Annotated in this window: 13 protein-coding genes and 1 pseudogene; 2 read left to right on the top strand and 12 right to left on the bottom strand. The window is 57.3% G+C overall.

Features of this window, described 5'->3' with window-relative positions:
- Positions 1 to 140 precede the first annotated feature (140 nt).
- The 7 genes from ACOYNV_RS21410 to ACOYNV_RS21380 form a co-directional block, all read right to left on the bottom strand.
- Complete coding sequence (locus ACOYNV_RS21410) at positions 141 to 365, bottom strand: alpha/beta fold hydrolase (protein WP_422901839.1); 225 nt, start codon at positions 363 to 365, stop codon at positions 141 to 143.
- A 120-nt stretch (positions 366 to 485) separates the two neighbouring features.
- Positions 486 to 1,706, bottom strand: a complete 1,221-nt coding sequence (locus ACOYNV_RS21405) for an MFS transporter (protein ID WP_422901838.1) — start codon at positions 1,704 to 1,706, stop codon at positions 486 to 488.
- A 206-nt stretch (positions 1,707 to 1,912) separates the two neighbouring features.
- The gene (locus tag ACOYNV_RS21400; protein WP_422901837.1) at positions 1,913 to 2,455 is read right to left on the bottom strand and encodes a phasin family protein; all 543 of its coding nucleotides are present in this window, start codon (positions 2,453 to 2,455) and stop codon (positions 1,913 to 1,915) included.
- Between the two features lie 168 nt (positions 2,456 to 2,623).
- Complete coding sequence (gene lptA / locus ACOYNV_RS21395; protein WP_422901836.1) at positions 2,624 to 3,226, bottom strand: lipopolysaccharide transport periplasmic protein LptA; 603 nt, start codon at positions 3,224 to 3,226, stop codon at positions 2,624 to 2,626.
- Positions 3,223 to 3,813 (bottom strand): LPS export ABC transporter periplasmic protein LptC, encoded by a 591-nt coding sequence (gene lptC / locus ACOYNV_RS21390; RefSeq protein WP_422901835.1) that lies wholly within the window; start codon positions 3,811 to 3,813, stop codon positions 3,223 to 3,225. The genes lptA and lptC overlap by 4 nt, the downstream gene beginning before the upstream one ends.
- On the bottom strand, positions 3,810 to 4,355 hold the full coding sequence (locus tag ACOYNV_RS21385; RefSeq protein WP_422901834.1) for a KdsC family phosphatase: 546 nt from the start codon (positions 4,353 to 4,355) through the stop codon (positions 3,810 to 3,812). The genes lptC and ACOYNV_RS21385 overlap by 4 nt, the downstream gene beginning before the upstream one ends.
- Positions 4,355 to 5,338 (bottom strand): KpsF/GutQ family sugar-phosphate isomerase, encoded by a 984-nt coding sequence (locus ACOYNV_RS21380; RefSeq protein ID WP_422901833.1) that lies wholly within the window; start codon positions 5,336 to 5,338, stop codon positions 4,355 to 4,357. The genes ACOYNV_RS21385 and ACOYNV_RS21380 overlap by 1 nt, the downstream gene beginning before the upstream one ends.
- A 262-nt stretch (positions 5,339 to 5,600) precedes the next feature.
- On the opposite strand from ACOYNV_RS21380, the gene ACOYNV_RS21375 reads away from it, so the two are divergent.
- Positions 5,601 to 7,568: a monovalent cation:proton antiporter-2 (CPA2) family protein gene (locus ACOYNV_RS21375; protein ID WP_422901832.1), complete on the top strand. Its 1,968-nt coding sequence runs from the start codon at positions 5,601 to 5,603 to the stop codon at positions 7,566 to 7,568.
- 49 nt (positions 7,569 to 7,617) lie between these two features.
- On the opposite strand, the gene ACOYNV_RS21370 is transcribed toward ACOYNV_RS21375, so the two are convergent.
- Positions 7,618 to 8,262 (bottom strand): prepilin-type N-terminal cleavage/methylation domain-containing protein, encoded by a 645-nt coding sequence (locus tag ACOYNV_RS21370; RefSeq protein ID WP_422901831.1) that lies wholly within the window; start codon positions 8,260 to 8,262, stop codon positions 7,618 to 7,620.
- A gap of 179 nt (positions 8,263 to 8,441) precedes the next feature.
- Between ACOYNV_RS21370 and ACOYNV_RS21365 the strand changes: the two genes are divergently transcribed.
- Positions 8,442 to 10,196, top strand: coding sequence for a hypothetical protein (locus tag ACOYNV_RS21365; protein ID WP_422901830.1), 1,755 nt, complete (start codon positions 8,442 to 8,444; stop codon positions 10,194 to 10,196).
- A 15-nt stretch (positions 10,197 to 10,211) separates the two neighbouring features.
- On the opposite strand, the gene ACOYNV_RS21360 is transcribed toward ACOYNV_RS21365, so the two are convergent.
- The 4 genes and pseudogenes from ACOYNV_RS21360 to ACOYNV_RS21345 all read right to left on the bottom strand — a co-directional run.
- Positions 10,212 to 11,264, bottom strand: a complete 1,053-nt coding sequence (locus tag ACOYNV_RS21360) for an adenylate/guanylate cyclase domain-containing protein (RefSeq protein ID WP_422901829.1) — start codon at positions 11,262 to 11,264, stop codon at positions 10,212 to 10,214.
- A gap of 51 nt (positions 11,265 to 11,315) precedes the next feature.
- Positions 11,316 to 11,489, bottom strand: coding sequence for a hypothetical protein (locus ACOYNV_RS21355; RefSeq protein WP_422901828.1), 174 nt, complete (start codon positions 11,487 to 11,489; stop codon positions 11,316 to 11,318).
- 330 nt (positions 11,490 to 11,819) lie between these two features.
- Entirely contained in the window at positions 11,820 to 12,521 is a 702-nt protein-coding gene (locus ACOYNV_RS21350; RefSeq protein ID WP_422901840.1) for a DUF4143 domain-containing protein, read from the bottom strand.
- 123 nt (positions 12,522 to 12,644) lie between these two features.
- Positions 12,645 to 12,975, bottom strand: a pseudogene (locus ACOYNV_RS21345) (AAA family ATPase); the annotation flags it as partial.
- Between the last annotated feature and the right edge of the window lie 192 nt (positions 12,976 to 13,167).

Below are 13,167 nucleotides of genomic sequence, written 5' to 3'. Positions count from 1 at the left end.
TCAGACCGAACGTAATAGCGCAAACTTGATATGTTTATTTATTTACGCCGCCTTATCCGTCAGATAAGAGCCAAATACGACAATACAACTTACGGAATATGGATAGTTCTGCGGGTCGGCATTAATTTCTTTCGGTTTGGCTACCAGTAAGCGCCTTCGTTCCATTGCGACTGACCAAATCCGCGCCAGTCCGGCGCGATGATGCGCCAGTTACCTTGCAATGCATCGACGACGAACTGAAACGAGGCGCTGACATCGCCCCAGCCATGCAGGAAGAAGAGTGTCGGCGCGTCGTGATCGCCCCAGATGCGGACGTTATAGCGACGCTCGCGCAATGTGACGAATTCGGAGTGGAAGGATTTCATGTATCAGAGCTTGTGAAGAAATGACTGAACACCAACCGCAGAGAAGACCTTTAAAAACATCGGGTTCCTTTGCGTTCCCTCTGCGCCTCTGCGGTGGATTCTTGATATTTTCACGAGCGCTCAGGCCTCAGCAATAGCCGGCACAAACACCGGCGCCTCGCGGATCGGCAGATTGACCAGCGCGGCGATACCCGCCAGCACCATGTCTGCGTACCACATCCACGAATAGTCGCCGAAGCGCGTGATTGACAATCCGCCTAGCCAGGCGCCGAGAAAGCCGCCAATCTGGTGCGAGAGCAAGGTCAGGCCGAACAGCGTTCCGAGGTAGCGCACACCAAACAGTTTGCCGACAATGGCTGCGGTCGGTGGTACGGTGGCCAGCCAGGTAAAGCCGAGGCCGGCGGCAAAGATATAGAAAGTCAGATCGGTTCGCGGTGCAAGCAGATAGAGCGCGATCATTACCGCGCGCGACGCATACATCCAGAAAAGCACGTATTTGCTGCGGTAACGAGAGACACAGGCGCCAGCGTAAAGGCTGCCGAAAATGTTGGCCAGCCCGATAATCGCCAGCGACCAGCTCGCCACCGAGGGTGGCAGACCGCAAAGATTGACCTCGCCTGGCAGGTGAGTGACGAGAAAGGCGATGTGGAAGCCACAGGTGAAGAAACCGGCATGCAGTAGCAGATAGCTGCGATCGGCCAATGCCTCCTGCACGCTGCGTCGCAGACCGGGCCCAGCCGCGGCAGTGATTTTGTGCCCGTGATCAAGCGGCCGAGATACCACCCGGATCAGCGGCAGCGCCGCCAGTGTCATCGCCGCCAGCGTCCACAGCGCGCCCATCAAGCCCATGGTCTGAATCAGCTTCTGCAGAATGGGGGCAAAAATGAACTGCCCGAAAGATCCGCCGGCGTTGATCACCCCCGACGCCGCACCACGAGCCTCAAGCGGCAAGCGGTTGGTTGCAGCGCCGATCAGCACCGAGAAACTGCCGGCACCCGAACCGACGGCCGAGAGCAGCCCGAGTGAAAAGATCAGCCCCCAGGTGCTGTTCATGAAAGGCGTCATGGCACTGCCGAGCGCCAGCAGCAACAGGCCGCCGAGCAGCACGCGCCCCGGCCCGTAACGGTCGGCCACGGCGCCGGCTATTGGCTGCACCGCACCCCACATGAACTGCCCGACGGCCATGGCCAGACTTATCGAGGCGATGCCAAGGCCGGTGCTGCTATCGAGCGGCGCCAGAAAGAGGCCGAGCGACTGGCGCGCACCCATGGTCACCATCAGGATGCCGGCGGCGGAGAGCGTCACGGCCCACAGAGCCGGGGTATTGAGCGAGCGGAACATGATCGGGTTTTTTCCGGGTGGCCGTAGTCGTCAGTCAATTGGAACCTGAAAACCTCATTTAACACAGAGAACCGTTTTAATTTCTTGCCTGTTCAGGATTCAGCACTGCCTGAAAACGACGAAACCCCGCTGACGGGGTTTCGTTTTCTTGCCCAGCCTTGCGGCCGGCCACTGCGCTCAGGCGCGAGAATCAGACAATCAGGTTATTACTTTTTCTTGCCGGCGGCTGCGGCATTGACCGTCGCATTGCTCGCCGTAGCGATGTTGGCTTCAGCAATTTCCGATGCTTGCTTGACAACGTTCTTCATGCTGTTGAAAGCTGAGCTGGCGGCTTCGATCGCTGATTTGACGGCAGCAACGGCAACATCAGAACCAGCCGGAGCGTTCTTGGCGGCCTTTTCCATGAGGCTGGAAACCTGCTTCTGGAAGTCGCCGAACTGGCTTTCCAGCAGCTTTGCCACTTCTTCTTTCGATTGCGCCGAAATTTCGTAGAGGCTACGGTTGTAGCCAACGATCTGTTCAACGGCAGGCTGAGCTTGCGCAACCGACAAGGTCACGGCTTCACGCGGGTCTTTGGCGCCCAGAATTGCTTTGGCGTTGTTCACGCCGTCTTCAAGCAGCGAGCGGGCAGTGTTCAGGTTCAATGCGGCGATACGTTCGGCGCTGGACAGGGCGGTGTTGGCGAGGGACAGAAGGGCATCAACGGAGGCTTTGTTGGCAGCAGTAAATTGTTCAGGGGTCGTAAACATGGTATTTCTCCTTAAGTTAAACGTGGTCATGTGCAATGTTTAACAAGTCAAGTGACTTGCTGCACTGCACCATAAAACGAATTATAAGGGCGCAAACAGCGCTGTCAAGTCTTTTTTGATGCAGTGCACCAATTTAATTTTCAGGGGTACTGAAACCAATGTTTGGCATTACTTTGGCGTTACGGTTGCGGACGGTTTGAGCATCAGCGGATCGCCTTTGCTATCCTCTGGAGTCGCGTTCTTGCCTTTGGGCTGGATGATGGCGCGCACCCGGGCTTGTGCGGAACCGACGGCACTCTTGGTCTCGCCGCCGGCGTTGGTGACCAGATACTTCTCGGTTAGTGCGTCATAGGAAATGTAGTGTCCGCGAACTTCATCCTGTCCGCTCTTCACCCAGCCACGAACAAAAAACTGGGTTTTTTCTTCACGCGCATCATGCTCTATGCGTTCGCCTTCGCCTTCGACATATTCTTCGACCCCTTCGCGCTTCTGCCGGAAACGTGCCAAGCCGTTGGCACCGCCGGTGGCTACCCCTTTCTGGAAGCCGTCGGCATCTTGCGTGACGACCAGACGATTGGTGCGAATCTGCAGCGTTCCCTGATTCAGGATCACGTTGCCTTCGAAGATCTGCACCTTCTTGACATCATCCATGCTGATGCGGTCGGCTTCGATATTGATCGGCTTTTCACGATCCGCTTTTTCGGCGCAGGCCGGCAGCGAGAATGCGATCAGCAGGCAGGAGGCAAAGAGGTAACGAAATTTTGGCATCATGGCTTCTTCTTTTTGGCGTGTGAGCTTTCCAGGACAGCGAAGGCTTGAGATTCAAGTACATAGGTCTGCGCCCGGTTGTCGACCTGCATACCGACGCCTTTGGCCCAGGATTGCCCCTGAGTGATCAGCACCGGGCTCTTGGTGTAGGCCTTTTCTTCGTCCGGCAGGACGGTGAGTTGGGGCATCGTGGCGATCATCGCTTCGTCTTTCGCCGTCGCTGCACGGTGGATGCGGACGTTGCCGGAAAAATCGGCCTGCTCGCCGTCTTCGCTGATGTGTCCACGGTCCGCGCTCATGGTTACGGTGGGTCTGCTGGCGTGCAGATAAACAAGGTTCGGCTTGGTCAAGTCGGTGCTGTCGTTGTCCGGATAATGCCGGATATCGGCAGCGATCAGCGTATATTTCAGCCGCCCGGTCTGATCCAGCTTGCGCAGGGTGGCATCCGTGATGATGTAATCGGGGTCGTGACGGTTTTTTCCATCGCGCCGTTCCTCCGGCATCTCGGTCGCGTAGCGCAGCCAGAAGGTCAGGGCGGTCAAGGCCAGCAGAATGCTCAGCGGAAAGAGGGCGCTGCCCCAGTTTTTCATTGTCCGGGTACCGGCAGATAGGGTGCGAGTGCATCATCAAGCTTGTCCTGGGCGTCGAGGATGAACTCGCAGACTTCACGTACGGCGCCGTGGCCGCCGGGCTTGCTGGAAATCAGTCGGGCGTATTGCAAGGCCAGCGCATGGCTGTCCGCCGGCGTGGCCGAAAAGCCGCAGGCGTTCATCACCGGCAGATCGACGATGTCGTCGCCCATGTATCCGGCCTCGTCGGCGCTGATGCCGAGCCTGGTCAGCAGGGTCTGCATCGTCTCCCATTTGTTTTCGATACCCTGGTACAGGAGGTCGATGCCCAGATTCCTCATGCGCGACTCGACACAGCGTGCTTTGCGGCCGGTGATGATGGCCACGCTGATGCCGGCTTTCTGCAGCATCTTCAGGCCAAGCCCGTCGCGCGTATTGAAGGCTTTGATCTCGATGCCATCGTCGGTATAAAAAAGTGCGCCGTCGGTCAGAACCCCGTCGATGTCGAAGGCCATCAGTTTGAGACGGCTCGCACGCGCCTTGATTTCGTCGGTAAATTCCATCAGATGGCTTTAGCCTGGAAGAGGTCGTGCATATTGAGTGCGCCAATCAATCGGTCATTCTCATCGACGACGGGAATCTGGTTGATCTTGTGTTTTTCCATCATCTCGACCGCTTCGACAGTCAGTTTGCCCGGGCCGATCAGACGCGGCTTGCCGCTCATGACGTCACTCACGGTCAGAGCTTTCAGGTCGAGATTGTTGACAATGGCGCGGCGCAGGTCGCCGTCGGTGAATACGCCAAGAACCTCGCGTTCAGGGGTGATGACCACCGTCATGCCGATACCGCCGCGAGAGATTTCCCGGGTGGCTTCGGCCACCCGGGTATCCGGAAAGACGGTGGGGATGGCGTCACCGGTGCGCATCACATCACGAATACGGGAGAGCGGTTGACGACCGAGCGAGCCGCCGGGGTGCGAGCGCGCAAAGTCCTCGGCACCGAATCCACGGGCATCAAGCAAGGCCACCGCCAACGCATCGCCCAGTGCCAGTGCGGCGGTCGTGCTGGCCGTTGGCGCCAGGTTGAGTGGGCAGGCTTCCTGTGCGACACCGGCGTCGAGGTGAACATCGGCGTCGCGGGCAAGCGAGGAGTGCGGGTTGCCGGTCATGGCGATCAGCTTGGCGCCCTGACGTTTGATTGACGGCAGGATGTTCAGCAATTCTGCACTTTCACCCGAGTTGGAGAGGGCAATCAAGACATCGGCCGAGGTAATCATCCCGAGGTCACCGTGACTGGCTTCGGCGGGGTGGACAAAATAGGCCGGCGTTCCGGTACTGGATAGCGTCGAGGCGATCTTGCGTCCGATGTGTCCGGATTTGCCCATGCCGCTGACGATAACGCGACCATGGCAATTGAGAATGAGTGACAGCGCTGCCAGAAAGGTGTCGTCGATACGCCTGGCCAGCGCCAGAACGGCATCGCCTTCGATACGTAGCACCTGTCGCGCCAGGTCGAGAGCCTTCGGAGATGGCTGGATTTGGTTCATGGGCGGGTAGCGGTTATGATTCGGCCAAGTATAACAGAAGCCTTGGGCGCCCTGATTCCGCCGCTTCTCTACCATGAAATAGCAACCGAGCAACGGCACGACCAAAGCTGCGCGGCAAGCAGGACGGGCATCTTGGGATGGCATGCCGTGAGAGCCACTGTTCATGCGGGTCTCGCGGCATGGAGTCCATGGATCGCCTATTGACGGCACTTCTGGGTGATACGAAGTAGTGAGTGATAATTTTTGGATGTAAGCTGAAGCAATGGAAACTCTACCGATCATTCTGATGTTGCTGGGTGCCTCGGTTCTGTCGGTTATTATTTTCCGGCACCTGAATCTCCCGCCCATCCTCGGCTATCTGCTGGTCGGCACGCTGATCGGGCCGCATGCCTTCAATCTGCTCGAAGGGCTTGCCGGTGCGCATTATCTGGCCGAATTCGGTGTCGTCTTCCTGATGTTCTCGATCGGCCTCGAATTTTCCCTGTCAAAGCTGATGGCCATGAAGCGCATCGTTTTCGGGCTCGGCTTCATGCAGGTGGCGGTAACGCTTGCCGCCGTGACCGGCGTGGTATCCCTCCTGGGATTGTCGTGGCAGGCGGGAGTGGCGATCGGCGGTGTGCTGGCGATGTCGTCGACCGCGGTGCTGACCAAATTGCTCAGCGAGCGGATCGAACTCGACGCACCGCACGGCCGCGAAGTCATGGGCGTGCTGCTATTCCAGGATCTCGCGGTGGTCCCGCTGCTCATCCTGATTCCTTCCTTCTCGCAGTCGCCGGAGCAGATGGCGGTGACCATGGGCATCGCCCTGCTCAAGGCGATAGCGCTGCTGGCCCCGGTTTTCCTGCTCGGCAAACGTCTTCTCAGCAAGTGGTTTTTTATCGTCGCGCACGGCAAGTCGGCCGAACTTTTCGTGCTCAACGTGCTGTTCGTCACCCTCGGGCTGGCCTGGCTGACCGAAGCGGTCGGCCTGTCTCTGGCGCTCGGCGCCTTCGTCGCCGGGATGCTGATTTCGGAGACCGAGTTCAGGCATCAGGTCGAAGAAGACATCAAACCCTTCCGCGACGTGCTGCTCGGCCTCTTCTTCGTTACTGTCGGCATGATGCTCGACCTGTCGCTGGTATTCTCCAATTTCTGGCTGGTGCTGGCTGTATTGGTCGCCCTGCTAGTCGTGAAATTTGCGCTGATCTACGGCTTGTCGCGGTTGTTCGGATCATTCAGCGGTGCGGCCATGCGTTCCGGCTTGTGGCTGTGTGCCGGCGGCGAGTTCGGCTTTGTCCTGCTATCCGAGATCCGGCAGTACGGCGTGGCACCATCGCTGATGGTGCAAGTGATACTGGCGGCGTTGGTGATTTCCATGCTGATCGCCCCGATCATCGTGCTCTACAGCGACCGCCTGGTGTTGCGCTTTGCCGCCAACGAATGGTTGATGCGCTCATTGCAATTGACCTCCATTGCAGCGCGCACCCTGAGCACCGAAAAGCACGCCGTGATTTGCGGCTTTGGGCGCAGCGGACAGTATCTGGCGCGCTTCATGGCGCACGAAGGAGTTTCCTACGTAGCCCTCGACCTCGACCCGGACCGCGTGCGTGAAGCCGCAGCCGCCGGTGAGAACGTTGTCTATGGCGACGCCACCCGGCGCGAAACCCTGGTCGTGGCCGGGATCAACCGCGCCAGCGTGCTGATCGTTTCGTTCATTGATATGCGCGCCGCCGAACGGGTGCTGCGTCAGGTTCGCGAGTTGAGGCCGGGCTTGCCGGTGGTTGTGCGCGCCTACGACGAAAAGGATTTCGATCGCCTGCAGCGTGCCGGCGCCGCCGAGGTCGTTCCGGAAGCGCTGGAAGCGGCGATGATGCTGGCCTCGCATGCGCTGATCCACGCCGGCGTGCCGATCAATCGCGTCATCAAGCATTTTCGCAGGACAAGGATGGCCCGCTACCGCACCTTGCGCGGTTTCTTCCACGGCGAAAGCGATCATGAAGAGAACGTGCACGAAGGCGACGAACCGCGCCTGCGCTCCGTTTCGCTGGGCGATGGCGCTTACGCCATCGGCAAGACGCTGGGCGAACTCGCAGTCGGCGACAAAGGGGTCGAAGTGACGGCCATCCGGCGGCGCAATATCAAGACGCTGGAACCCTCGGCAGAGATACGGTTCGAGGCCAACGACGTGGTGGTGCTGCTTGGTGTGCCGGGGGCGCTGGTCAGTGCCGAGGGAAGGCTGCTCAAGGGGTGAAACGAAAAGCCCGCCGAAGCGGGCTAGAATGCCATTGCGTTGGAGAAAGTTACATAGACATGCACACTATAACTGAGCCGGATGCCGGCCATGACTTATCTCCTGCTTCGGTGTCGTCGAATTTGGCTTGCGCGCGCATTGTTCCTGAATCAGGTTTGCCATCATCCACTGTTGTGTCAAGTTGTTGCGCGATCTTGGTGTTGATGTTTTCCGAGCACAGGTAATAAGTTCCTGACATGCCAGTTATAGGCGGGGTCATTTGTATGCCAATCTTCCCTCCTTCTGCATTGCTCGGGAGGCTCGCTTTTGTGGTGTCCGAGAAGTCAGTAGAGCCAGCGGCTAAGCCAACACCACGAACATGTTGCCAAAACAGTACATTCTCGCTAGTCACATCCGTGGAATTCCAAATGCCTTCAATAGTTCCATTCTTTTGTGTCTGGCCAGCTAGAGTCGCCTTTTTGTAGTCTGGGAAGCGAGATGCATTTGGAGAATCGTCATCGCCTGGTAAGCGCTTGAATTTGTCTTGGTACCCATAAATAAAAATAGGAACGGTGCGGAAGTCGTTAGCCAAATTCTTCGCCTTCGCGCTATTGATCAACTCTTGCCCCTTCAGCACCCCGCCGAGCAGCAGCCCGATGATGACGAGTACAATGGCAATTTCTACCAGTGTGAAACCCGATTGTTGCCTGTTCATTTTATTCTCCCAGCTATGCCGTTAGTGATAGCCATTCATAAGCAGGTTATGTGCCATATTTTTCGTGGAAATATCGGCTATTTTTGGCGAAAACATGTCGATTTTTCGACATGTCTGTCGAGCATTGAACTGCCCCGGAGTTTTAATGCCACGCTTCTGTCATTTGCCGGAGTCCAGTCATGACGCCGTTATGGCGGATCGGCAGCTTTGTGAGGGTTCGGCAGCGCTGGGTGCTGGTCGCTCTGCTGGCGGTTCTGCATCTGACCCTGCTGGCCGGGGCGAATACGGCCGTTGGCCTGATGTGCTGGCTGGTCGACGTCGGCCTGTTCATGCTCTGGCAGCCGTTCATTCAGACCGAGCGGAAACTCGACCCCAGCACCCTGTTTTCGATCGCGCTGGTTCTTGCCGGCGGCGTGTGGTTATTCAGCTGGTGGTTGCTGATTCTCTGGGTGGTCGTTCTGGCGGCCATGCTGGGCGGCCGGGTGTTGCTGCTCGGGCATCGGTCGACGCGCATTTTCTACCTGCTGGCTTTCGCCTATCTGCTCACTGCACTGCTGGTCTGGCTGGTGCCGAAAGTGGTGCCGGATGCGGCGCTGATTGGCCCGTCGCTGGATAACCAGTTTGCCTGGGCGGCGCCGCTCATTTTCGTTGCCATGCTGCTGATGCAGCGTCCGCGCGAGATTCGCCTGCCGAAAGGCGGCATGGTTGATTTTTTCTACAGTCTTTTCATCTTTCTGCTGATTTCGGTGCTGGTGCTCGGCAGCCTGGCGTTCATGTTGTTGCGGCAGTCGTTGTATATCGATGCCGTTTTCAAGACGCTGGTTTCGATCGCTGCCATCCTGTTGCTGATCGCCTGGGCGTGGAATCCACGTCCCGGTTTCAGCGGTATCGGCGTGTTTCTTTCGCGCTATCTGCTGACCATCGGCTTGCCCTTTGAGACCTGGCTGCAGCGGTTGATGGAATGTGCCGAGGCTGAAACTGATCCCGACAAGTTTTTGTTCAAAGCATTTGAGCGCATGCTTGAACTGCCCTGGGTGGCCGGGGGAGCCTGGGTGCCTGCCAGCGGGGCGGAAGCGGGGTCGGGCAGCTTTGGCCAGGTGTCGAATTTTCGCCACGATTTCCCCAATCAGCCGCTGCTATTGACCCTTTATACTCGGCACAAATTGAGCCCCTCGCTGCTTTGGCATTTCCATTTGCTGGCGCAATTGACCAACGAGTATTACATCGCCAAGCAGCGCGCCCGCGAGTTGCAGCAGATGAGTTACCTGCGGGCTGTGCATGAGACCGGCGCCCGATTGACGCACGAAGTGAAAAATCTGCTGCAGTCGTTGAACAATCTCTGTTTCATGGCGCAGGCGCCGGGCGACACGGACGGTGAGCTTCTGAATCAGATGATCAAGCGGCAGTTGCCGCGGATTACCCAACGTCTGCACCAGACTTTGGAGAAGCTGCAGTCCCCACAGACGCCACAGGGTGAGGCGGCCGGGGTGGGCGGGCTGGACGAGCTGGTTGATGCCGACGTCTGGTGTGCGGCGCTCCAGCAGCGTTATGCCCATGACGACATTGTTTTCACCGCGGACGTGTTCAATCACGCGGCTCGTCTGCCGTCGGCGCTTTTTGACAGCGTGGCGGACAATCTCCTGCAAAACGCGCTGTTCAAGCGCCAGGCCGAGAGCCGTCTGGTTGTGTGCGTAACGCTTGCGGCCGACGCGGGGCTGTTGCGTGTTTGTGACAGCGGCAGTGTGGTGCGCGAGGAACTTATCAATCAACTGCTGCGCGCACCGGTGCCTTCGGAGAACGGACTCGGCATCGGGCTCTACCACGCGGCAAGACAGGCCGAAGGCTACGGCTACGAATTACGGCTGGCCAGCAATGTGGCAGGCCAGGTTTGTTTCGAGTTGCGGCAACTTGGTGGCGCGGCTGTGGATTCTTGATATTTTCACAAGCTCTCACACCGGCTTGCGGCCGATTACCCGGTAGACGACCATATTGCTCTTGCCCTTGAGGTAAATCGTTTGCGGGTCGTGGAAATCAAAGCGTTCTTGTAATCGGCGGTAAGTCGATTCGTCGACCTGTACCATGACGGGAACGCCTTCGCTGGTGATGCGGCTGGCAATATTTACGGTGTCGCCCCACAGGTCGTAAATGAATTTCTTTTTGCCGACGACGCCGGCCACAACCGGGCCGGTGCCGATGCCGATGCCGATACGCACTTCGAGATGCATCTGGTTGACCTTGAAGTCGCGTTGCAGAAGAACGCGCATCTCCAGCGCCATGTCGACCAGTGCTTCCGAATAATCGCTGCGTTCATCGTTCAAGCCACCGGCGACCATATAGGCATCGCCGATCGTCTTGATCTTCTCCAGTCCGAACTTTTCGGCGAGTTCGTCAAACGACGAAAAAATCTTGTTGAGCATTGAAAACACCTGCTGCGGGCTCAGCCCCTCGGCAATCCGGGTAAAGTTCACGATGTCGACGAACATCACGGAAACATCGTCAAAGCCGTCGGCAATGGTCAGGTTGCTGTTCTTCAATCGTTCGGCAATCGGACCCGGCAGGATATTGAGCAACAGGCGTTCAGAACGATCCTGCTCAATCTGCAATTGCCTATGCGCGTCTTCGAGGCGCATCTGGGCATTGTGTTTTTCAATGGCCGAGTAGCGCAGGAGCAGGAAAACAATGGTCGAGACGGCTGCAAAGTTAAGGGCGAAGAAGATCACCGTGGTCTGCGTCGGTACCTTCAGTTGAGCGGGTATCAGCGAATCGGCGAGGTAGTAGTCAAAGGTGCCGGAGAGCGCGGTGAGGAAAAGGTAGGCAAAAAACCAGGCCAGCGCTTCACGGGAGCCAATGAACAACACGGCGCCAACCGGAGCCAGAAGCGCCCACAGGCTGACGCCGCTAGCCGAAATGAAGTTGCCCATACTCCACTGGGCAACGAAGGGCATGAACAGAAAAAGCGAAAGCTGGATTAGACGAAAAGCGTCGAAATTCAGGGTTTTCAAGTAAACGACCAGATTGCCGACCAGCAGCAACTGGAAGACAAAGGGAGCCGTCTATGAGAACTGCGGCCCGAGTTGCAAGTAGATGAACAACCAGAACATCGAGGCGAAGCTGATCAGGCCGGTAGCGAAAATCAGCAGGGATTTCTGCAGGCGCAATTCCTCAGAGTCGGTCGGCAGAATGCCGGCATTGCGGAAGCCTGCGATAAAGCCGGGTTGATTGCTCATTGGCGGGCTGACGTTGTCATTAAAATTGCAAAGGCTGATTTGACTGTAAATAATGGAATCGGTCAACTCCGGTGATCGTGTCGGGCATCTGGAATAGTAACCGGCCTGAGAGGCAAGCAGGACGGGCATCTTGAGGTATGATGCCGTGAGAGTAAGTGTTTATAAGGTTCTCGCGGCATGGCAGGCTGGGAGCAAGCATTGACAAGCCTCGCAGCCTTGTGGCTTTTTTAGGGCGGATAAGCGGAGCGCATCTACCGATAGTTCAACCGGTGGTGGATGCGCTACGCTTATCCACAAACACTGGAAACCATAGTCTGGGAAAGTTTTATTTCACGGTGCGGTGAGTGCAAATTCTTTCCAGCCTCGTGCCCGGCAGCCCTGGCGCAAATAATCACCGTCGCCGCCAAAAATGACCCACGGCTCAAGAGCGCTGTTACCCACCAAAGTCTTCCACTTCAAGATTGTGCCTGGCCAGTCAGAGGCGAATGTCGCGCCCGATTTGATTTCCACCGCTTGTAATCCGGCAGGGGTTTCAAACAGCACATCGATTTCATTGCCGACATTGTCGCGCCAGAAGTAGAGATCAATCGGTTCTCCGGCATTCAGTCGTTGCTTGACCATTTCAGAAATAACCCAGGTTTCAAACAATGCGCCACGCGCAGCGTGCGTCGCTATCGTTGGAGCATCACGGATGCCGATTAGCCACGCCATGAGTCCGACATCGAGAAAGTAGAGCTTGGGTGTTTTGACCAGGCGCTTTCCGAAGTTCTGGTGATGCGGGGGCAAGCGCCAGACCAGATAACTCGCTTCCAGTACCGAAAGCCAGTCGCGCGCCGTCACTGCAGAAATCCCGCAGTCTGCTCCAAGCGCTGTCAGATTAAGCAGTTGCCCCGAGCGGGCGGCACACATTTTGACAAAGCGTTGGAACTGGCTTAAATCGCGAACAGCAAGCAGTTGTCTGACGTCGCGTTCGAGATAGGTGGCTACATAGTTGGCGAACCAGTCGCCCGGTAAAAGATCGCGGTCGTACAAAGCCGGATAACCCCCCTGCCACAGGCAAGTTTCCAGGCGTGAAGGCAGGCGCCCTGCGGCGGACAGTTCGCCTGCCGAAAACGGCAGCAGTTCTACCCGTGCGGCGCGTCCTGCCAGACTCTGGCTAACGCCTGTGGTCAATTCGAATTGCTGCGACCCCGTCAGAATGAAATCGCCCATGCGCTGGCGATCATCAACCCAGCCAGGACAAAAGCGCTGGGCAACGCTGCACTTCATCAACTATTGCGCCTTCCGTGAATCGCTGCAAAAAACCTTTCGGATCGCGCTCGGCAAACTCCCGCTCATCCGGGTTTTCGAGAGAAATATAGGCTTTGTCAGCAAACGCCAGCCGCGCCAGCGTTGTTTTTCCTGCTTGCCGGGGGCCGGTCAGAACCAGGACTGGAAAGCCCTTGGCCAGACGGTGAAGCGTGGAACATGCTTGTCGCGGGATCATTATTACAAATCCAAGTTTAAGTATTGGATTTGTAATAATAGTGATCTGATCGGGAAAGGCCAAGCATTTTCAATACGCGCTGGCATTGGTTTGAGTTGAATTGCTTGCAATGACCTGAAAGGCAATCAGGACGGGTGTCTTGGAAAATGGCACCGTGAGAGGCAGTGTTTATGCGGTTCTCGCGGTATGACG

This window comes from Propionivibrio sp. (genome assembly GCF_049316945.1).
Classification (GTDB): Bacteria; Pseudomonadota; Gammaproteobacteria; order Burkholderiales; family Rhodocyclaceae; genus Propionivibrio.
Note: the sequence above shows the minus strand (reverse complement) of the source record. Positions and strands in the feature narration are given on the sequence as shown.